Origin of the sequence: Pseudoalteromonas sp. SG44-17 (assembly GCF_014164235.1) — a bacterium.
GTDB lineage: Bacteria > Pseudomonadota > Gammaproteobacteria > Enterobacterales > Alteromonadaceae > Pseudoalteromonas > Pseudoalteromonas rhizosphaerae.
Genome location: NZ_JACJEV010000007.1, coordinates 82,395 through 103,250 on the forward strand (window position 1 = coordinate 82,395; position 20,856 = coordinate 103,250).

Annotated in this window: 12 protein-coding genes; all 12 read left to right on the forward strand. The window is 40.2% G+C overall.

The annotated features are described in order from the left end of the window. Positions 1-34 precede the first annotated feature (34 nt). Positions 35-1,513 (forward strand): Na+/H+ antiporter NhaC, encoded by a 1,479-nt coding sequence (gene nhaC / locus H5182_RS07475; protein WP_145233807.1) that lies wholly within the window; start codon positions 35-37, stop codon positions 1,511-1,513. 49 nt (positions 1,514-1,562) lie between these two features. Further along, a complete protein-coding gene (gene pepN, locus H5182_RS07480) occupies positions 1,563-4,157 on the forward strand; it encodes an aminopeptidase N (RefSeq protein WP_182759819.1) in 2,595 nt (864 codons plus the stop codon). A gap of 3 nt (positions 4,158-4,160) precedes the next feature. Then, complete coding sequence (locus tag H5182_RS07485) at positions 4,161-4,382, forward strand: DUF2835 family protein (RefSeq protein ID WP_145233811.1); 222 nt, start codon at positions 4,161-4,163, stop codon at positions 4,380-4,382. Positions 4,383-4,628: 246 nt separating this feature from the next. Then, complete coding sequence (locus H5182_RS07490; protein WP_145233813.1) at positions 4,629-6,725, forward strand: DUF1302 domain-containing protein; 2,097 nt, start codon at positions 4,629-4,631, stop codon at positions 6,723-6,725. Positions 6,726-6,735: 10 nt separating this feature from the next. Beyond that, positions 6,736-8,100, forward strand: coding sequence for a DUF1329 domain-containing protein (locus H5182_RS07495; RefSeq protein ID WP_145234104.1), 1,365 nt, complete (start codon positions 6,736-6,738; stop codon positions 8,098-8,100). Positions 8,101-8,253: 153 nt separating this feature from the next. Continuing rightward, positions 8,254-9,255 (forward strand): YCF48-related protein, encoded by a 1,002-nt coding sequence (locus tag H5182_RS07500; RefSeq protein ID WP_145233815.1) that lies wholly within the window; start codon positions 8,254-8,256, stop codon positions 9,253-9,255. Further along, positions 9,255-11,579 carry an RND family transporter gene (locus H5182_RS07505; RefSeq protein WP_145233817.1) on the forward strand — a complete coding sequence of 775 codons (2,325 nt, stop codon included), beginning with the start codon at positions 9,255-9,257 and terminating at the stop codon, positions 11,577-11,579. Before H5182_RS07500 ends, H5182_RS07505 begins: the two co-directional genes overlap by 1 nt. A 210-nt stretch (positions 11,580-11,789) precedes the next feature. Then, positions 11,790-16,631: an NAD-glutamate dehydrogenase gene (locus tag H5182_RS07510; protein ID WP_182734765.1), complete on the forward strand. Its 4,842-nt coding sequence runs from the start codon at positions 11,790-11,792 to the stop codon at positions 16,629-16,631. A gap of 113 nt (positions 16,632-16,744) precedes the next feature. After that, complete coding sequence (gene pyrD / locus H5182_RS07515) at positions 16,745-17,755, forward strand: quinone-dependent dihydroorotate dehydrogenase (protein ID WP_145233821.1); 1,011 nt, start codon at positions 16,745-16,747, stop codon at positions 17,753-17,755. A 120-nt stretch (positions 17,756-17,875) separates the two neighbouring features. Continuing rightward, positions 17,876-18,406: a cell division protein ZapC domain-containing protein gene (locus H5182_RS07520; RefSeq protein WP_145233823.1), complete on the forward strand. Its 531-nt coding sequence runs from the start codon at positions 17,876-17,878 to the stop codon at positions 18,404-18,406. Between the two features lie 89 nt (positions 18,407-18,495). Beyond that, entirely contained in the window at positions 18,496-20,613 is a 2,118-nt protein-coding gene (gene rlmKL, locus H5182_RS07525; RefSeq protein WP_182730951.1) for a bifunctional 23S rRNA (guanine(2069)-N(7))-methyltransferase RlmK/23S rRNA (guanine(2445)-N(2))-methyltransferase RlmL, read from the forward strand. Continuing rightward, a complete protein-coding gene (locus H5182_RS07530) occupies positions 20,606-20,842 on the forward strand; it encodes a glutaredoxin family protein (RefSeq protein ID WP_182730950.1) in 237 nt (78 codons plus the stop codon). Before rlmKL ends, H5182_RS07530 begins: the two co-directional genes overlap by 8 nt. Positions 20,843-20,856 lie beyond the last annotated feature (14 nt).

The window sequence follows — 20,856 nt, forward strand, 5'->3', positions numbered from 1 at the left end:
TGTGCTAAAAAATAATAATTAAACGCGCATAAAAATGCGCGTAGGAGTCTCAATTTTGAATTCACAAAAAGAAAAACCCATCCTACAGGCCAGCTTTTTCGATGCCTTGATCCCAATTTCTGTACTGATTTGTTTATTAGGTGCTGCGGTCTATTTATTTGGCGATAGTTCGTCATCAGGGCCGAATCAAATTGCGCTACTGTTTGCTACATTTACAGCTGCACTTATTGGCCTTAAAAATGGCTATACTTGGAAAAAACTTGAACAAGCGATGATAGAAGGGATCACTCTATCTTTGGGCGCTATATTAATTTTGTTAATGGTTGGCGCGCTGATCGGCACTTGGCTGCTGTCAGGCACTGTACCTACGCTTATTTATTATGGTTTACAGGTAATTAATCCTAGTTGGTTTTACGCAGCAAGCTGTTTAATTTGTGGCATTGTAGCAATGAGTATTGGTAGCTCTTGGACCACGGCGGCGACAATAGGTGTAGCGCTACTCGGTGTTGCTACTGGCCTTGGATTAGAGCAAACAGTGACGGCCGGTGCCGTAATATCTGGGGCTTACTTTGGCGATAAACTCAGTCCATTGTCTGAAACAACAAATTTAGCTCCTGCGGTTGTGGGAGCTGATTTATTCGAGCATATTCATCATATGCTATGGACGACTGTACCAAGTTTTGTGATTGCACTAATCATCTTTATTTTTATGGGCTTTAATGCCACAGCGTCAAGTGAGGCTGGGCGTATTGATGAAATAACCGCTATTCTACAACAAAACTTTAATATAGGTTTAGAGATGCTGGTGCCACTGATTGTTTTACTGGTGTTAGCAATTAAAAAAATGCCTGCATTTCCGGCAATTTCAATCGGTGCGGTACTTGGTGCAGTATGGGCAATGATTTTTCAATCAGACCTAATTGCAACACAAATTGATGGCTCTCAGGGGCAAATTGTCGGTTATTTTAAATTGGTTTGGAGTACATTTTTTGATGGCTTTAGTATCCTCACAGGCGATGAAAAAATGGATTCATTACTCAGTGGTGGTGGAATGTCTGGCATGTTAACCACAACGTGGCTGATTATGACGGCATTGATGTTTGGCGCCATTATGGAAAAAACAGGTTTATTAGATATTTTTGTAAAAAGTATTCTTAAAATTGCGAAAAGCACTGGCTCTTTAATTACTGCAACTATTGCGACCTGTATTGGTACCAATGTAATTGCTGCAGATCAGTATATCGCTATTGTGGTCCCTGGTCGGATGTTTAAAGAAGAATATGCAAAGCGTGGTTTGAAACCTGTTAATTTATCAAGAACATTAGAAGATGGCGGGACGATCACCAGTCCCCTGATCCCTTGGAATACCTGTGGTGCATATATGCAAAGTGTATTATTGATCAACCCATTTGATTATGCGCTATATGCATTTTTTAATCTTATAAATCCATTACTAGCTGTTATTTATGCTTACCTAGGCATTAAAATTTTACGTATTAAGCCAAAACAATAGCCATAAATTATACGCTCCTCTGCTAAGAGGAGCCACTTTGGAGTTTCACATGACTGCATTAAAAAAACCTCAAGCACAGTATCTTAAAGATTACCAAGCTCCACCATTTTTAATTGATCACATTGATTTGACCTTCGATTTATTGCCGTTAAACACCCGTGTTACGAGTGTAATGACGATCACGAAAAAAATAGCTGGTGTGGCAGATTTAGTGCTTGATGGCATTGATTTGACACTGATCTCAATTACTGTAGATAACAACGCATATACAGATTATGACCTACTTGATGAGCAGCTTGTGATCCATAATTTACCAGCGCAATGTCAGCTTACAATCGTTAATGAAATAGCGCCAAAAACTAACACATCCTTAGAAGGTTTATATCTATCTGGCGGGGCGTATTGTACACAATGTGAAGCGCAAGGTTTTAGAAAAATAACCTATTATCTTGACCGCCCAGACGTACTTGCAAGCTTTGACGTGACGATTATTGCTGAAGAGCAGTTTACTCATTTATTATCAAATGGTAATAAATTAGCGGAAGGTAAATTAGACAATGGCCGTCACTTTGCAAAATGGCAAGACCCATTCAAAAAGCCAAGTTACTTGTTCGCACTTGTTGCAGGGGACTTTGATGTACTTGAAGATACCTTTGTTACGCAAAGTGGTCGTACAATAGATTTAGCCTTGTTTGTTGATAAAGGGAATTTACCGAAAACTCCTCATGCGATGGCATCACTTAAAAAATCAATGCAGTGGGATGAGCAGCGTTTTAATCTTGAGTATGATTTAGATATTTACATGATCGTTGCTGTGGATTTTTTCAATATGGGCGCGATGGAAAATAAAGGTCTGAATATTTTCAACTCTAAATGTGTGTTGGCTAATCAAGAAACCGCCACTGATAAAGATTATCACACTATAGAGTCAATCGTTGGCCATGAGTATTTTCATAACTGGACAGGGAACCGAGTGACTTGTCGTGATTGGTTTCAACTGTCGTTAAAAGAAGGCTTAACAGTTTTTCGTGATCAAGAGTTTAGCAGTGATTTAGGCTCGCGGGCACTGAATCGTATTGATGCGGTTAAAGTAATGCGTACTCATCAATTCAGTGAAGATGCCGGTCCTATGGCACATCCGATCCGTCCTGAACAAGTGATTGAGATGAATAACTTCTATACAGTAACTGTGTACGACAAAGGCGCTGAAGTTATCCGTATGATGCACACGTTATTGGGAGAAGAAAAGTTCCAGCAGGGCATGGCACTTTATTTTCAGCGTCATGATGGGCAAGCCGTTACCTGTGATGATTTTGTTGCGGCTATGAGTGATGCCTCAGGTATCGATTTAACTCAGTTTAAACGTTGGTATAGCCAAGCTGGCACACCACGGCTAATCGTAAAACAAGAGTATGATAAGCTCAGTGGTACTTTTTCACTGCATATAGAGCAGCTGGCACCGCTTAATCAGCCAGAAAATGCGCCATTACATATCCCATTTGCTATCGAGCTACTTAATCAACAGGGCGAGTCTGTCTCTTTACAGTTTGAAGGACAGCCACTTGATCATGTCTTAGATGTTACAACAGCGCAGCAAACGTTTAGCTTTGATGGTTTAACCGCGAAGCCTGTAGCGGTGCTACTAGAGGATTTCTCTGCGCCGTGTATTGTTGAGCAACAAAATACAGCCACTGAATTATTACACATTATGCGCTTTGCGCGCAGTGACTTTTCGCGTTGGGATGCTCAACAACAATTGTTCATTGGGGCGGTTAAAGGGGCCATTATAACACCTGAAAATAATCAATTGGATCCAGCAATTATTACTGCATTACGTAGTTTATTAGTTGATCAGGAGGGAGATTTAGCTTTAATTGCTGAATTATTAAAGCTGCCTAGTTTTGATACCCTCGCAGCTGAGTTTAATGTGATCCCTGTGGATCAATTGGTTGCGGTGACAAATCAGTTTGAGTTACAAATTGCTCAGCAACTGCGTAGTGAGTTCTTAGACTGTTATCAAAGTTTAATTGATGACGGCTCTGTAAGTGCAACAGCTGTCGCTATACGTGCATTAAAAGGTATGTGCTTGCATTATTTGGCAAAAATTAATGAGCTTGATATCAATCAACTTCTTGTTAGTACTGCTAATTCACACAATATGACCAATGTACTCGCCGCGCTCAGTGCAGTGGTAAAAGCTGATAATCCATTAGCAAAAGAGTTGTTAAACCAATTTGACAGTCAGTGGCGCCATGATGTGTTAGTGATGGATAAGTGGTTTGCATTGCAAGCAATGCAAGGTGGCGATGACGCCATTAGTAATATCAAAAAGTTATATGATCACCCTTGTTTTGATTTTTCAAACCCAAACCGTGTCAGGGCACTAGTGGGCAGTTTTAGTCATTTTAATACCGCACAGTTTCACCGTGAAGATGGTACAGGTTATCAATTGCTAGGTGACTTACTAGTTAAGCTTAATGCAATCAACCCCCAAAATGCATCACGTATGTTAACGCCATTTATGTCATGGCGCAGATATGATGAGGTACGTTCAGTTGCAATCAAAGCTCAGCTGCAACGCCTAGCTTTGCTTGATAATTTAAGTGATGACTTGTTTGAAAAAGTTGATAAAGCACTACAATAAATTATGATCGAATATTATTTTTTACTGAACTTAACCTACAAGCAGTGCATGGATTACTACGAAGGTAAGTATACATCAGTTCAAGTAATTGAAGATGGTGGCAAAAAAGTACGTTTTGCCGCCAGCCATTTGCGTCCTTTTATTTCCTCTTTAGGGGTAAGAGGGCGCTTTCGACTTTTGCTTACTCCAGAGTATAAATTTTTACGTTTGGAGCGTGTTGCCTAAAACAATATTTTAAAATAATCACTTATAATATTGTTTTTTTGTTAATTCGATTTGTCCTATTGTTAATTTACGTGTATAAATTATCTGGTAGGACGTCTTACCATTAGGTTAACGTCAACTAAACAGAAAAATTATGACCGATTGAACGCGTTCTATTTGTAATTTCTTTATTTCGCTTCTATCGTTACGACTACACTAAAAACAATAACTTGATCACAAAATTACCCGCGACAGGGGGAACACACAATGATAAGAAGATCGCTTTTTGTTAAAAATAAACTAGTACTAGGCATCGCAGCCGCTACTTTAGGGTTATCAGCAGCACACACACAGGCTGCAACGTTTGAGGCTGGAGGGTTTGATATAACCTTCGACTCTGCTTTTTCTTATGGACAAAGTATCCGTGTTGAAGACCGAAACTTTAACTTAATAGGTAAAAGTAATAACCCGTCTTTTGATTGGACAGGTTATAACTCTGTATTAAATCCAATTTATTCAGCGCAAGATGTCTGGGCCCAACCTGGCTCTTACTCTAATAACGGCGACGCTGGTGATTTGAACTTTGATAGCGGTGAATCTTTTTCAAAGCTGTTGAAAGGGACGCATGATTTATCTATCAACAAAGATAACTATGGTCTATTTACTCGATTTATGTATTTTTATGATTTTGAATTGATGGATGGCGATCGTGCCTATGTTAATCCAACTTCAGGGCAAGGAGTTGATCCTTGTGATGATAAAGACACAAAGAAACAAAGCTGCGCAGATATTCGTCTATTAGATGCTTACGTATGGGCTAACTTTGATTTAAATGACGGCAATAACCCACTTTCTATTCGTCTAGGACAACAAGTTATAAACTGGGGAGAAAGTACATTAATTTCTCACGGTATTAACGTAAATCCGGTCGATATTGATCGGTTAAAAGCGCCGGGTGCAGAGCTTAAAGAAGCTTTTATTCCAGTTGGTATGTTATGGGCATCTTTAGGGATCACTGAAAATGTGACTTTGGAAGGCTTTTACCAATACCAATGGCATGAAACACGTTTACCTGCAGCTGGAACGTATTTTTCAACCAATGACTTTGCCGCTGAAAATGGTTATCAGCAAAATGTACAGCTTGGTTTTACCTCCAACCCAGATATCGATTTAGCGTTTTTAACTGATAGCTTAAATAATTTGATGACTACCTTTGGTCAAGCTGCTGCCGCTAAAGGGATCGACCCTGCAAGTCCCGCAGGGCAAGCATTATTGGCACAAACTTATCTGGCATACCCTACTAAAGTCGCTCTTAAAGGCAAAGGGGATGATGGTAAAACTGAGCCTGATGATGGTGGTCAATATGGTTTACGTTTAGGTATGTTTTTACCAGATTTTTATGACACTGAAGTTGCACTTTACCATGTAAACTACCATAGCCGCCGTCCTCTTATTTCAGGTCGCGTATCTAACTTTACACAAGCGTCACTGGCCCAAGATTTAGCCATGTTAGCAACGACTAAAATTACCTCTGACAATGTCTCTGATTTAAAAGCATTTGCTAAAGCAACCAATGAGTATCCAGAAGATATTAAATTGTATGGGTTAAGCTTTAATACATCAATAGGTGAAACGGCGTTTGCTGGTGAGTTCACCTTCCGTGAAGACGAACCACTACAAATCGATGACGTAGAATTGCTTTATGCTGCTATGCCTGAGCAATTAGCGTTAGCGGGACTTCGTCCTGAGTTTGCCGGTATTTCACAAATGAGTCAGGGTAACGCAGTTAGTGTTGTAGGCCCTGGGGAATTAGCAAAAGGTTATATTGAGCGTAATACTAGCCAATTGCAGTTTACAGCAACACATTTATTTGGCCCATCACTGGGTGCAGATAGCTGGGCTGTAGTGGGTGAAATTGGCGGCGTGCGCATAAATAATATGCCTGAATACGATGAAATGCGTTTAAATGTTTCAGGCACTGGTCGAAGCGGTATTATGACCGGCCCTAATGCAGATGATTACTCAACACTTCATATGGCTTTGTCTAATGGTCCCGAACAAAAAGAGTTTGCGACAGCATCATCATGGGGATATCGCTTAATTGCTAAAGGCGATTATTACAACTTCTTTAAAGGAGTTAATTTTTCACCTCGCTTTGTTTTCTCACATGATGTAAATGGTAACACACCAGACCCGATGTTCTTGTTTATTGAAGATCGCAAGTCACTTGGAGTGACAGCCAACTTTAATTATCAAAATGCATGGTCATTTGACTTTAGCTACAACTCTTTCTGGGGTGGCGGAGATACCAATACTTTCTCAGACCGTGATTTTGTTTCTTTTAATATTAAATATTCAATTTAAGGGTATCATGATGATAAAAAAACCTACCCTCATTGCACTAACGCTATGTAGTTTATTTTCTACAACAGCGGTCGTTGCAAAAATGACGAGCGAAGAAGTTGCGCGCTTAGGTGCAGATCTAACCCCATTAGGTGCTGAAAAAGCGGGTAATGCTGATGGCTCAATTCCGGCATGGACAGGTGGTATTACTAAAGCACCGGCAGGTTATACGCCGGGAATGCATCATCCAGATCCGTATGCTGACGACAAAGTACTTTTCACCATTGATAAATCAAATGTTGATAAATACAAAGCAAATTTAAGTCCTGGTCAAGTAGCTCTTTTTGAAGCGTATCCAGATACGTTTAAAATGAACATCTATACTACTCATCGCAGTGCTTCAAACCCACAGTTTGTCTATGATGCAACAAAACAATACGCACCAACTGCAGAGTTGATTGAAGAAGGTAATGGGATAAAAAATACTGCTATTGGCATTCCTTTTCCTATTCCAAAAACTGGCTTAGAGGCAATTTGGAACCATTTATTACGCTACCGTGGTCTGTCAATTGAGCGTTTTGGCGGTCAAGCGGCTCCAACAGCCTCAGGTTCGTATAATATGGTTGGCTTTGATGAGCAACTGTTAGTTAAGTACTCAGATCCAAAAGCAACACCTGCAGAGTTACAAGAATCTAATATTTTGTTTAAATTTAAACAAAAAGTCACCGAACCTGCGCGTTTAGCTGGCACGGCGCTATTAGTTCATGAAACCATGGACCAAATTTTAACTCCACGACAAGCGTGGACTTACAATTCTGGCCAGCGTCGTGTTCGTCGCGCGCCTAATGTTGCTTATGATGCACCAGGAACAGCAGCTGATAGCTTGCGTACAACCGATGATTTCGATATGTTTAACGGTTCGCCAAACCGCTATACATGGACGCTCAAAGGTAAGCAAGAGCTTTATGTACCATACAATAGTTATAAGCTACACAGTGATAAGTTACAGTATGACGATATTCTGATGGCCGGTCACATCAACCCGGAACATGTGCGTTATGAAAAACACCGTGTTTGGGTTGTAGAAGCAGATCTGAAAGGCGACACTCGTCATATTTATAAGAAGCGCGTATTTTATATTGATGAAGATAGCTGGCAAGTTCAAGTGACGGATATCTATGATAACCGTGACCAAATGTACCGTGTAGCGATGGCTCATACAATTAACTATTACGATGCGCTCACTAACTGGAGTACGTTAGACGTTTACTACGATTTGAATTCACGCCGTTACCTAGCGATTGGTTTAGATAACCAAGAGAAAATGTATGATTTCTCACAATCGTTTAATGATAATGAATTTACCTCAAGTGCACTGCGCCGCGAAGGTCGTTAATACACTCTAAGCACCTGGAATTATCTAGGTGCTTTTTTATTATTTCAAATCGCGTTTGTCACTCTGACACGCACTGGGTCATGACACTAACCGAGTCCCCCGACTGCACGTTATATACCGACAAACACATTCTTTTCAAGGCGATTTTAATTTATGAAGTACATGCTTTATGCAGGTCTTGCCGCTGTGGCGAGCCTTTCAACTCTTTCTATTGCAGCTGAACCACTTGCTGCAATTGTCGCAACTAAAGCAGATAAAACCCTGTTGACTGATATTGAATACACAGGAAAGCAACTGGTCGCTGTCGGAAAACATGGCACTATAATTACAAGCAGTAATGCAAAAAATTGGCAACAAGCGAGCGTTCCAACGCAAGTGTTATTAACGGCGGTTGCCTTCAGTGGCAGTGAACTTGGTTGGGCTTGCGGGCATGATGCGACTATTATTCATACCAATGATGGTGGTGCAAACTGGCAGTTGCAACAGGTGAACACGCAATTAGATAAACCTTGCTTAGATATTTTATTTACCAGTGAACTTCACGGCTTTGCTGTGGGTGCCTATGGTATGTTTTATGAAACCAGTGATGGTGGCAAACATTGGCAAAAGCGTTTTCTGGATTCTTTATTATTTGCAGATGATAGAGATTACTTAAATGATTTAAAAGAATCAGATCCACAAGGCTATGAAGCCGAAACTGCATCAATATTGCCGCACTTTAATCGTATTGTCACAACAAAAGATAAACTTATGTTAGTGGGCGAAATGGGTTTGTTAGCGCACAGTACAGACAACGGAAAAACATGGCAACGCGATGAAGAAATCTACCGTGGTTCCTTTTTTGCTTATGCCAGCGATGAACAAGGGCAAGAAATAGTTGCGGGTTTAAGAGGCAATATTTTTAGCCGTCAGGTAGGTGAGCAATGGCAACCAATAAGTAATAATAAAACCGCCACAATCAATAGTATTATCGCTAGCGGTGATAATCAATGGTTGTTACTTGCCAACAGCGGTGTGATTTTCCACTATAAAAATAATCAACTTACTATTGAGCAGTTAGCGGATGGTAAAGCAATTCTTGATGCCGTTATTTTTGAAAATCAATTGGTTATGGCATCAGAAAATGGCATTAAAGTGAAGGGGATGGCTCCATAATGCACACAATCGTCAATTTTTTAGAGAAAGCAGTTTTTCGTCATCGATTAATGATGGTGATAAGTTTTATTTTAATAACATGTTTTTTAGGTTTTAAAGCCACACAAATCCAACTTGATGCTTCATTTAATAAAAATATTCCGCTTAATCATGATTATATGAAAGTGTATTTAAAGCATGAAAAGCAATTTGGTGGCGCAAATAGTATTTTGATCTCAGTGTGTGATGATAGCGGTGATATTTTTAATCCTGAGTTTTTCACCCAATTAAAAGCCGTTCATGATCAGTTATATTTTATTCCTGGGGTGAATCGTCCGTTAGTGAATTCAATTTTTTCACCCAGTGCACGTTTTGTTGAAGTTGTTGAAGACGGTTTTGCGGGTGGGCCAATTATTCCCGCCAATTTTACTGCTGATCAACGAGGCTTAGCGGTTGTTAAAGAGAATATCGAAAAAGCGAAAGTCGTAGGCAGGATGATTGCCTCTGATTATTCGTGTGCGATGGTAACCGCGCAGTTGATGGAAACTGATCCGCAAACGCAAGAAAAATTAGATACGTTAGCGTTTGCACAAAAGCTAGAAAGCGAAATTCGAGAGCCATTGAGCACTGATAAAGTAAGTATCCACATTATTGGTTTTGCCAAAATGGCCGGTGATATTGCCGAAGGTGCGAAAGGGGTTGTGTTATTTTTTGCTATTGCTATCGCGTTTACTTTCATCATGGTGTGGTTATTTTGCGGCAGCATCAAGCTCACTATTTTACCTATAGCCTGTTCAATTATTGCCGTGGTTTGGCAGTTAGGGATATTGTCGAGCTTAGGCTTTGGTCTAGATCCAATGTCGATTCTAGTACCATTCTTAGTGTTCGCAATCGGCGTAAGTCATGGCGTACAGATGATCAATGCAATAGGTAAAAAAGTCGCCGAAGGAAGCAGTAATACGCGTCTTTGCTGTCAGGCTAGTTTTAGATCGCTGTTAATACCCGGTGGTATTGCATTGCTGTCAGACACGGTCGGCTTTTTGACGTTACTAACCATAGATATAGGTATAATTCGTGAACTGGCTATCACAGCAAGTTTAGGTGTGGCTGTTATTATTTTTACTAATTTGATTTTATTGCCAGTATGGGCATCGTATATGCGCTTTGAAAACACAGTTCATATTCAATCAGGCAACAGCGAAAAACCAAACTTACTTGATTCAATTCGTGATCTGTTAGTCAAAGCCACGGATCCTAAATGCGCGAAAATCATTATTGGCTGCACCTTAGTATTGTTTGCTGTAGGTTATTGGCAAGCAGGGAAAATGCATATCGGCGATTTACATGCAGGTGCACCGTCATTGCATCAAGATGCCCGTTATAACCAAGATACCTTTTTAATATCGGACAAATATACGATTTCATCCGATATTCTAAAAGTGATTGTCGAAGCTTACCCTGCAGCATGTACTGAGCACGACGTAATGGAGCGCATTAGTCGTTTTCAATATAAAGTTGAAAACTTAGCAGGTGTTCAATCAGCAGTATCCCTAAGCTCAGTAGCGCAGTCGGTTAATGCCGGGTATAACGAAGGTAATTTAAAATGGCAAAGTTTGCCTCGTAATACGGCAAGTTTGGTGCAATCTACCTCACGAGTCGAAACCAGTACCGGTTTACTCAATGGTGATTGTTCAGTTATGCCTGTGATTATCTTTTTAGATGATCATAAAGCGCAGACCATTGAACATATCATTGCCAGTGTTAAACAATTTGCCATTGAAGAACAAACCGATATGCTGCAGTTTAAGCTGGCCTCAGGGCCTGTCGGCGTCATGGCTGCGACGAATGAATCAGTTTCTGCTGCACAATTACCTATGATGTTATACGTTTATGGTGCAGTTATTATTTTATGCTTGATTAGCTTTAAGAGTGTAAAAGCGACCATAGCGGTAGTGTTACCCTTGTATATTGTATCGACTCTTGCGCAAGCTTTAATGGTACAACTTGAAATCGGTCTGACGGTTTCAACGTTGCCAGTGATTGCACTAGGTGTAGGTATTGGGGTGGATTATGGGATTTATATTTTGTCATCGATGATGGGGCAATTAAAGCAAGGTGTTGCCTTACCAGTGGCGTATCGTAATGCACTCGTTGAGCGTGGTAGTGCGGTGTTATTTACCGGTATCACGTTAGCTATTGGTGTGAGCACCTGGATTTTCTCTGATCTTAAGTTCCAAGTGGACATGGGAATATTGTTAACCTTCATGTTTTTAGTCAATATGCTTGGCGCAGTATTACTTTTACCAGCAATTGGTAGTTTGATCTGGACTGACCAGAAAAAATAATGTGAATAATTTTGCTCCTAAATGGCCTGTAAAGGCCATTTATATCTATAATTTGTGAATAGATGACCAAATAGCTGAAATGCTTAAAATGTTTTCATCGAAAGGGCTGTTTATTAATTTTAAAAGGGTTAGAATTTGCCTGACTCCACACAATAAATTGCTGTACAAATTTTCCATCTAAGTAGGTGGTATAGATTTAAGGAACATGTAATGACACGAAATGAAGGGCAAGCCTCGGTTATCTTAGATAATGTCTGTAAGCTGATCCAGAAAAAAGTTCACGCTGATAATGTGTTACTCGTTGAGAAATTCGCCAAATCCTTGTACAGCAATATGTCTAAAGAAGATTTGGCACATCGCAATGATAGTGACTTATATGGCGCTGCACTTAGCCTATGGAACTCGCTAGAAAAAAATACCTCTGATGATGCGGTGATCCGCGTTTTCAATCCTGAAGTAGCAAAAGATGGCTGGCAGTCATCACACACAATCGTCGAAATTATCGCTAAAGATATGCCATTTTTAGTTGATTCTGTTCGTATGGCGATGACCCGCGAAAATATCGCATCTCACTTGCTATTACACAGCCCACTTAAGATTCAACGCGATAAAAACGCTAAAATTTCGGCTTTATCAAATTTAAAAGCCGAACAAGAGTCTAGCTCTACAAAAACAGTGTTTTTTATCGAAATTGATCGCCAAACAGATTCTTCAGTGATTGACTCGTTCAAAAAAGAGCTTGAGTCAGTGTTGAACGATGTGTCTACTGCGGTAGAAGATTGGCAACCGATCCGCAAAAAGTTAATTGCGGTCAGTAAAGAATTACCAAAACGTAACCATAACAACAATGCAAGTGAAGTTGCAGAGACTGTTGAATTCTTAGATTGGTTAGTAAAAGATAATTTTACATTAATGGGCTATCGCCAATACGATTTGTCGCCAGTACAAGGCGATTACCAGCTCAAAGGTAAAATCGAGGGCAGCTTAGGTTTGATGAAGAATTCAACCGAAGAGCATTCTCGCCTGTTATCTGAATTACCAGAAGTTGCCCGTCAAGAAGCCCGTAGCAATAACCTGTTGATCCTTACAAAAACCAATTCGTTATCACGCGTACATCGCCCAGCATACATAGATTATGTAGGGATTAAACGTTTTGATGATGAGGGGAATGTGATTGGCGAAGACCGTTTCATCGGGTTGTTTTCATCAAGTTTTTATAACAACAGCGCCGCTGATGTGCCAGTTTTAAAAAGTAAAATAAATCGCATCATGGAAATGTGTGATTTTGCCAAAGGCACTCATGCTTATAAAGCGGTATTAAATATTCTTGAAACCTATCCGCGTGATGAACTTGTTCAGGCCCGTGAAAGCGAGTTACTTGAAGTTGCAATGGGTGTTTTACAAGTACAAGAGCGCGATATGTGTCGCTTATTTGTGCGTAAAGATGCCTATGGTCGTTTTTTCTCTTGCATGGTCTATGTTCCGCGTGAGCGTTATAACACAGCACTGCGTCGTGAAACACAAGATATTTTAGGCAATGCATTTAATTCAGACGATAAAGTCGAATTTACTACCTTCTTCTCTGAGTCTACACTGGCGCGTACTCATTATACCGTGCGTGTGACTGACAACAATATAGAATATAACGTGAAAGACATCGAAAATAATTTAGTAGAAGCCGCTCGTACTTGGGAAGATAAATTACAATCAGCACTGTTAGAGTCTGCTGGTGAAGCACGTGGTAACGAATTAAACCGCAAATATTGTAATGCGTTTGCTCGTTCTTACAAAGATGAAGTACTGCCAAGTGCCGCTGTTGTTGATATTGAAAAGCTTGAACTATTGAATGACGATAACAAGCTTGAAATGTTGTTTTACCGTCCGCAAGAAGAAGCGAACAGCAACATTGTACGTTTGAGCTTATTCCACAAAGATGAGCCAATCCATTTATCAGACGTTATGCCAATGCTTGAAAACTTTGGCTTGCGCGTCATTGGTGAAACGCCTTATTCGGTTAAAACCAGCGATGGCCGTATCAACTGGATCATGGATTTCTCAATGCTACTTGATAGCAAAGGCATTGCAGATTTCGATAAAGTATCAGCACGTTTTCGTGCCGCACTTACTAGTGTGTGGAGTAACCGTTTAGAAAATGACGGCTTTAACCGTTTAGTGTTAATGGGTGGCTTAACTGGTCGCGAAGCCTCAATTTTACGCGCTTATGCAAAATACATGCGCCAAGTTGGGGTTACTTTCTCGCAAACCTACATCGAGAGCACATTAGCTAATTACCCGCACATTGGTTCGCAAATTGTTAATTTATTTGCTAAAAAGTTCTCTGTTAAAAGCCCTGCTAGTGTTAAAACGCTTGATAAGCTAATTGCGCAAATTTATGTAGAACTTGAAAACGTTGCTAACTTAGATGATGACCGTATTATTCGTTTATACGTCGATATGATCATTGCTACGCTGCGTACTAACTACTTCCAAAAAGATGACATAGGTCAGTTTAAGTCTTATGTGTCGTTCAAAGTAAATCCAAGCTTAATTCCAGATATGCCATTGCCATTACCGGCATTTGAAATATTTGTTTATTCTCCACGTGTAGAAGGTGTGCATTTACGTGGTGGTAAAGTTGCGCGTGGTGGCCTGCGTTGGTCAGATCGTCGTGAAGATTTCCGTACGGAAGTACTAGGTCTAGTTAAAGCACAACAAGTAAAGAATACAGTTATTGTACCTGTAGGCTCAAAAGGCGGCTTTGTTTGTAAACAACTGCCAACGGATCGTGACGCATTCTTCAAAGAAGGCCAAGAGTGTTACAAAATCTTCATTCGTGGTTTATTAGATATCACAGATAACATTATCCAAGGTGAAATTGTTCCGCCGGTTGATGTAACTCGTCATGATGAAGATGATGCATATTTGGTTGTAGCAGCTGATAAAGGTACAGCTACTTTCTCTGATATTGCCAATGGCATTGCCAATGAATATAACTTCTGGCTAGGTGATGCATTCGCATCAGGTGGTTCAGTAGGTTATGACCATAAGAAAATGGGTATTACGGCCAAAGGCGCATGGGAATCGGTTAAACGTCATTTCCGCGAAATGGACATTGATACACAAACAACTGATTTTACGGTAGTTGCAATTGGTGATATGGCTGGGGATGTATTTGGTAATGGTATGTTGTTATCCAAGCATATCCGTTTACAAGTGGCATTTAACCACATGCATATCTTTGTTGATCCAAACCCAGATTCAGCAACGTCTTACCCAGAGCGCGAGCGCCTATTTAACTTACCTCGTTCATCGTGGGAAGACTACAACAAAGACTTGATTTCAGCGGGCGGCGGGGTGTTCTCACGTGCGGCTAAATCAATCACTTTAACGCCAGAAATGAAAAAAATGTTGGGCACTAAAAAAGCCAGCATGACACCAAACGAGTTGATCAAAGCATTCTTAATGATGGAATTCGATCTATTATGGAATGGCGGTATTGGTACTTACATCAAGAGCAGTAAAGAAAGCGATGCAGATGTAGGCGACCGTGCAAATGACGCCCTACGTATCAATGGTAGTGAGCTTGGTGCAAAAGTACTCGGTGAGGGTGGCAACTTAGGTGCAACCCAATTAGGACGAATTGAATTTGCTGCTAAAGGCGGTCGCGTTAATACTGACTTCATCGATAACGTAGGTGGTGTTGCGTGTTCTGATAACGAAGTAAATATCAAAATTTTACTTAATGGTTTAGTTACAGCCGGTGATTTAACGCGTAAACAACGTGATGAACTACTGTATTCAATGACCGATGAAGTTGCACAACTGGTACTGAAAGATTGTTATCGCCAAACGCATACACTGTCAATTACGCAATCAAAAGGCTCATCAACGCTTAAAGAAAAAGTACGCTTTATTCATGCCCTTGAAAAAGATGGCAAGTTAAATCGTGCAATTGAATTTATTCCAAGCGATGAAGAGTTGGCAGAACGCGCTGCAGCGGGTAAAGATTTAACTCGCCCAGAGTTATCTGTGCTTGTGTCGTACGCTAAAATGGTACTTAAAGAGTCACTCGTGACTGACGACATCACAGAAAATCCATATTATCGTCAGCTATTAGTGAAGTCTTTCCCTTTACCACTACGTGAAAAGTTCAATACTGCGATGGATAATCACCCACTGCGTAAAGAGATTATTGCTACTAAATTAGCTAATAATATCGTTAACGATATGGGTCTGAACTTCATGGTACGTATGCATGAAGAAACTGGCGCAAACGAAGCTGAAATAGCGTTATGTTACTCTGTTGCCAGTGAAGTATTCCAAATGCGTGATACTTGGTCTGCAATTGTTGATCTTGATAACAAGATCCCAGCCGCAGTGCAAACTGAAATGTTGTATCAGTTACGTCGTACAGTACGCCGAGCAACACGTTGGTTCTTACGTCATCGCAATAAAGCGCAAAATATTGAGCAAACAATTGCCTTCTTTGCACCGACCTTCGCTGATTTAAGTGCAAACTTAACTAACTACATGGTTGAAAAAGAAAGTGAACGTTTATCTGCGGCCGCAGACAAGCTTATTGAAAGTGCAGTGCCAGCTGAGCTTGCAACACGCATTGTATCGCTCTCTAGCTTGTTCTCAGTAATGGACTTAGCAGAAGTTGCTGCAAATTCAGGGCGTAGTATTGATATGGTATCTAATACCTACTTCAAACTAGGTGCACGGATGGGACTGCATTGGTTCCTTGACCAAATTACTCATCAGCCGGTGGCGAATCATTGGCAAGCATTGGCCCGCGCTTCATACCGTGAAGAACTTGATTGGCAACAACGTACACTATCTGAAGTTGTTTTAAATAACTTTGCTGGTGATAACAAAGATGTTGACGGTCAAATTGATCAGTGGATGGACAGCCAAGATTTGTTACTACAACGCTGGAAGCAAATGTTAGCTGAATTTAAGACTTCACAAAGCCATGATTTTGCTAAGTTCTCAGTTGCATTACGTGAACTTATGCTACTTAGTCATAACTGTGATACATCTGCAAAATAAGCAATTGACACTGACTGGTTATTTTCTCACATGAAAATAATGAGTTAATCGTTAAAATTGTTATACAATACCCCAGCCTAGTCTGGGGTATTTTTTTATTAAGAGGATTATTTATGTTTTACGATCTTGCTCGCCGTTTTATGTTCACCCGTGATGCGGAATGGGCCCATGAATTTGCACTTCATAACTTACGCCGTTTTAACAATACCCCATTCAGTGCTGCATGGTCGCAATCAGTGGCAGATCGTCCAGTCGAATTTTTAGGTTTACAGTTTAAAAACCCAGTAGGATTAGCAGCTGGCCTTGATAAAAATGCAGAATGTATTGATGCGTTTGCAAAGATGGGTTTTGGCTTTATTGAGGTAGGTACTGTGACACCTCGTCCACAAGTCGGTAATGACAAGCCGCGTATTTTCCGTCTGCCAGAGTCAAATGCAATTATCAATCGTATGGGCTTTAATAATAAAGGTGTTGATAACCTAATTAATAACGTTAAGGCTGCTAAATACGACGGCATTCTAGGTATCAATATTGGTAAGAATAAAGATACCCCAAATGAACAAGGTAAAGACGATTACATCCACTGTATGCGTAAAGTGTTTGAACATGCCTCATATATTACTGTCAATATCTCATCACCAAATACGCCTGGACTTCGTGATCTGCAATATGGTGCTGCACTGGATGATCTATTGCAAAGCCTTAAAAATGAGCAGCTTGATTTGATCGCCAAACATAATAAACAAGTGCCAATGCTAGTAAAAATTGCTCCAGACCTTGATGCTGTGCAAATAGCTCAAGTTAGTGAATCATTATTAAATAACAACATCGATGGTGTAATAGCGACGAATACTACCTTAGAGCGCGCTGCGGTGCATGGACAACAATATGCTGATGAAGCCGGAGGCCTGTCAGGTCAGCCAGTACGTGAGCGATCCACTCATGTAGTGCAAGAATTAAAACGTTTAACCGCAGGTAAGTTGCCGATCATTGGAGTGGGCGGAATTGATGATGCTGCCAGTGCGAAAGAAAAATTATCAGCAGGTGCAGATCTTGTACAGGTATACACTGGATTTATATATAAAGGACCTCAATTGGTAAAAACGATCCTGCAAGGCTTATAAGGATCCGTTATTTAAGCTTTTGATCGTTCAATAAATGTTCTAAAGAAATATATATTAATTGGTCAAAAGCCGCTATACTACAATATTCATAAGATTAATTAGTAAGGGCGTAGGGAACGCATGTTACAAGCATCAAAGCAGTGGAAATGGATTGCTTGTCCAGTAAGAAATCGTTTATTGATCGATTTAGATCAAGATATGCAGCTGTGCACGCCTTATAAACTACGTCAACTCACCGATGCTATTTTAACCCAACCTAACTTTAGTTTAGAAGATGCCGCCTTTTATCAGCAGGTTTACCAATATCTTGCTGGATTTAATCTATGGAATGGCGCGCAGCTATGTCAAATTGCGCTAAATGCGACAGCAGCTAAATTTTATTTAAAGCCAATGCTGGCAAAAAGTTGGTTTTTCGAACCCTACAAAGGCAATGAGCCCAGTATAGAAGCAGTTATAAAATTGCAAACTAGCGAACAAAGTGGTGAGTTTTTGATTGTTGACCACTGTAAAGAAGCCTCTTTATGCATTTGTCTATCTGAGCATTTTAAGCTTGATGAAAACTTAAGCCTTAATCAATTTGAAGCTATTCGTATACTTAACAATCGTGTCCATCCAATTTATAACCACGCACAAAACAGTAAAACAGCCTAGCATATTTTTTATTGTTCCTTTGTTTATCGCGTGTTTGTCTCCCAACCTATGTTATAATCCCGCGCAATTAGCTATTAAGGGTTATTACTTTGCATTTTATCGCACTTACTTCTATCGGAATCGAAAATTTATTGGTTGATGAACTTACTGACATTGGCGCTACGGTGACCAAACAAACAGTCGGTTCTGTGCGTTTTGACGCCGACACTACATTAGCACAAAAGGTCTGTTTAATGAGCCGCTTCGCGACACGAGTGCTGATGTTGATCGAAGAGAAGGAGGGCGTAAATAATAAAGAAAGCCTTTACAATTTTGCTCGCTCACAACCTTGGCAAGAATGGTTTGGTCCAACGCAAACTTTTGCAGTCGACTTTAATGGTACCAACGACTCACTCAAAAATACCCAGTTCTCAGGTTTAGTGATCAAAGATGCGATTGTTGATTATTTTAATGATTTATTTGAACAGCGGCCAAATGTTGATAAACAAGATGCCAATGTACGCGTTGTTGCGCGTTTATCGCGTCAAGGTGTGGCCATGTATATCGATTATTCAGGGCCGCGTTTATCTGAACGTGGTTACCGAGAAGGTCAAGGTAAGGCACCTATTAAAGAGCATTTAGCGGCAGCACTGATCAAACGCAGTGGTTGGCTTGAGAATGTTCAACAGCCGCTATTTGATCCCTGCTGTGGTGCTGGCACTATTTTGATTGAAGCTGCTGGCATGGCGCGTAATGAAGCGCCGGGTTTATTCCGTGAGGGATTTGCATTTGAGCGCTTACCAAGTTTCCGTATTGCTAAATACAAAGAGTTAAAAGAGCAGCTTACAGCACAAATTACAGATCCTAAATTATGGCTTATTGGTCATGACAATGACGCTAATGTACTAAGCAAAGCAGTAGATAATGCTCGTAGAGCTGATCTAGGTGATGTGATCAAGTTTAAACAAAGCGATGCAACTAAGCTTACCTCAGTGGCAAAATTACCAGGTGTGGTTATTTCAAATTTACCATATGGTGAACGTATTGGTTCGATGGCTGAGTTGGTAAGTTTACACAGTGCTTTAGGTACAGGCTTTAAAAAACATTTTAATAACTGGAAACTTGCCCTACTAGGCATGGATGAGAGTTTATTTAAATTATTAAAGCTGGTGAAACTCAAGCGTTATAAATTTAAAAATGGTCCACTTGATGTGGTACTTAATTTATATCAACTTGATGACAAACAAGTCAGCCAAACAACTGAAGATAAGCCTGCATTGAACTTTGAAGGTTCAATGTCGTTTGCTAATCGGGTTAAAAAGAATAAGCAAGGCTTGAAAAATTGGCTCAAACAAAATGATGTGCAGGCCTATCGTGTCTACGATGCTGACATTCCTGAATACAATGTAGCCGTTGATATTTATGGTGATTCAGCGGTAATATTTGAGTACGCTGCGCCGAAAGAAATTGACGATGTAACAGCGCATAAACGTTTACAAGACGTGATTTCGTTAACCTCACAGCAGCTCAATATCGCACCTGGAAATATTGCTGTAAAAGTACGTAAAAAGCAAAAAGGTGAAGAGCAATACACACCAATGGCTAAGCAAAATCGTACTCAAGTAGTTGAGGAGTTTGGCGCGAAGTTTAAAGTCAATTTATTTGATTACTTAGATACTGGCTTGTTTTTAGACCACCGTCTTGCTCGTCGTTATATCCAAGAAAATGCCAAAGATAAACGCTTCTTGAATTTATTTGCCTACACAGGGACAGCCTCTGTACATGCAGCTCTGGGTGGCGCTAAAGCGATAACCACGGTTGATCTATCGAAAACCTATTTAAAATGGGGCCAAGATAACTTTGACCTGAACAATATCAGTAATACCCGTTATCGTTTTGAACAGGCTGATTGTTTGAAGTGGCTTGAGCATGCCACAAGCCAATACGATTTGATCTTTTTAGATCCGCCAACGTTTTCAAATTCAAAACGCATGAAAGATGCTTTTGATGTACAAAATGATCATATTAAATTACTGACATGGGTTAAAAAAATTCTCAGTCCATCTGGCACGTTGATTTTCTCGAATAATATGCGTGGCTTCACAATGGATGAAGTGGGCTTGATTGGCTTAGGCTTAAAAGCTGTTAATATTTCAGAGCAGACGATTTCTCCTGACTTTAAACGCAATAAAAAAATACATAATAGCTGGTTGATAACCCATGGCTAAGTGGATTTTGTATCATACCGATGGCTGTCATTTATGTGAGCAAGCGCAGGGCTTGATCACGCCGTTGTTGGGTGATGATCTCTTACAGCTTGTTGATATTATGAGTGATGAAGAATTAATTACAGAATATCAGACCAGTATACCCGTTTTAAAAAGCGATCAAGGCCCGCAATTATTTTGGCCTTTCACTGCGCAAGATGTGCGTCAGTTTTTTACGCAAACAGAATAAGAGTAAACAGATAG

Coding starts and splice junctions, on each gene's coding strand:
- nhaC (WP_145233807.1), top strand. CDS start 35: ATGCGCGTAGGAGTCTCAATTTTGAATTCACAAAAAGAAAAACCCATC.
- pepN (WP_182759819.1), top strand. CDS start 1,563: ATGACTGCATTAAAAAAACCTCAAGCACAGTATCTTAAAGATTACCAA.
- H5182_RS07485 (WP_145233811.1), top strand. CDS start 4,161: ATGATCGAATATTATTTTTTACTGAACTTAACCTACAAGCAGTGCATG.
- H5182_RS07490 (WP_145233813.1), top strand. CDS start 4,629: ATGATAAGAAGATCGCTTTTTGTTAAAAATAAACTAGTACTAGGCATC.
- H5182_RS07495 (WP_145234104.1), top strand. CDS start 6,736: ATGATAAAAAAACCTACCCTCATTGCACTAACGCTATGTAGTTTATTT.
- H5182_RS07500 (WP_145233815.1), top strand. CDS start 8,254: ATGAAGTACATGCTTTATGCAGGTCTTGCCGCTGTGGCGAGCCTTTCA.
- H5182_RS07505 (WP_145233817.1), top strand. CDS start 9,255: ATGCACACAATCGTCAATTTTTTAGAGAAAGCAGTTTTTCGTCATCGA.
- H5182_RS07510 (WP_182734765.1), top strand. CDS start 11,790: ATGACACGAAATGAAGGGCAAGCCTCGGTTATCTTAGATAATGTCTGT.
- pyrD (WP_145233821.1), top strand. CDS start 16,745: ATGTTTTACGATCTTGCTCGCCGTTTTATGTTCACCCGTGATGCGGAA.
- H5182_RS07520 (WP_145233823.1), top strand. CDS start 17,876: ATGTTACAAGCATCAAAGCAGTGGAAATGGATTGCTTGTCCAGTAAGA.
- H5182_RS07530 (WP_182730950.1), top strand. CDS start 20,606: ATGGCTAAGTGGATTTTGTATCATACCGATGGCTGTCATTTATGTGAG.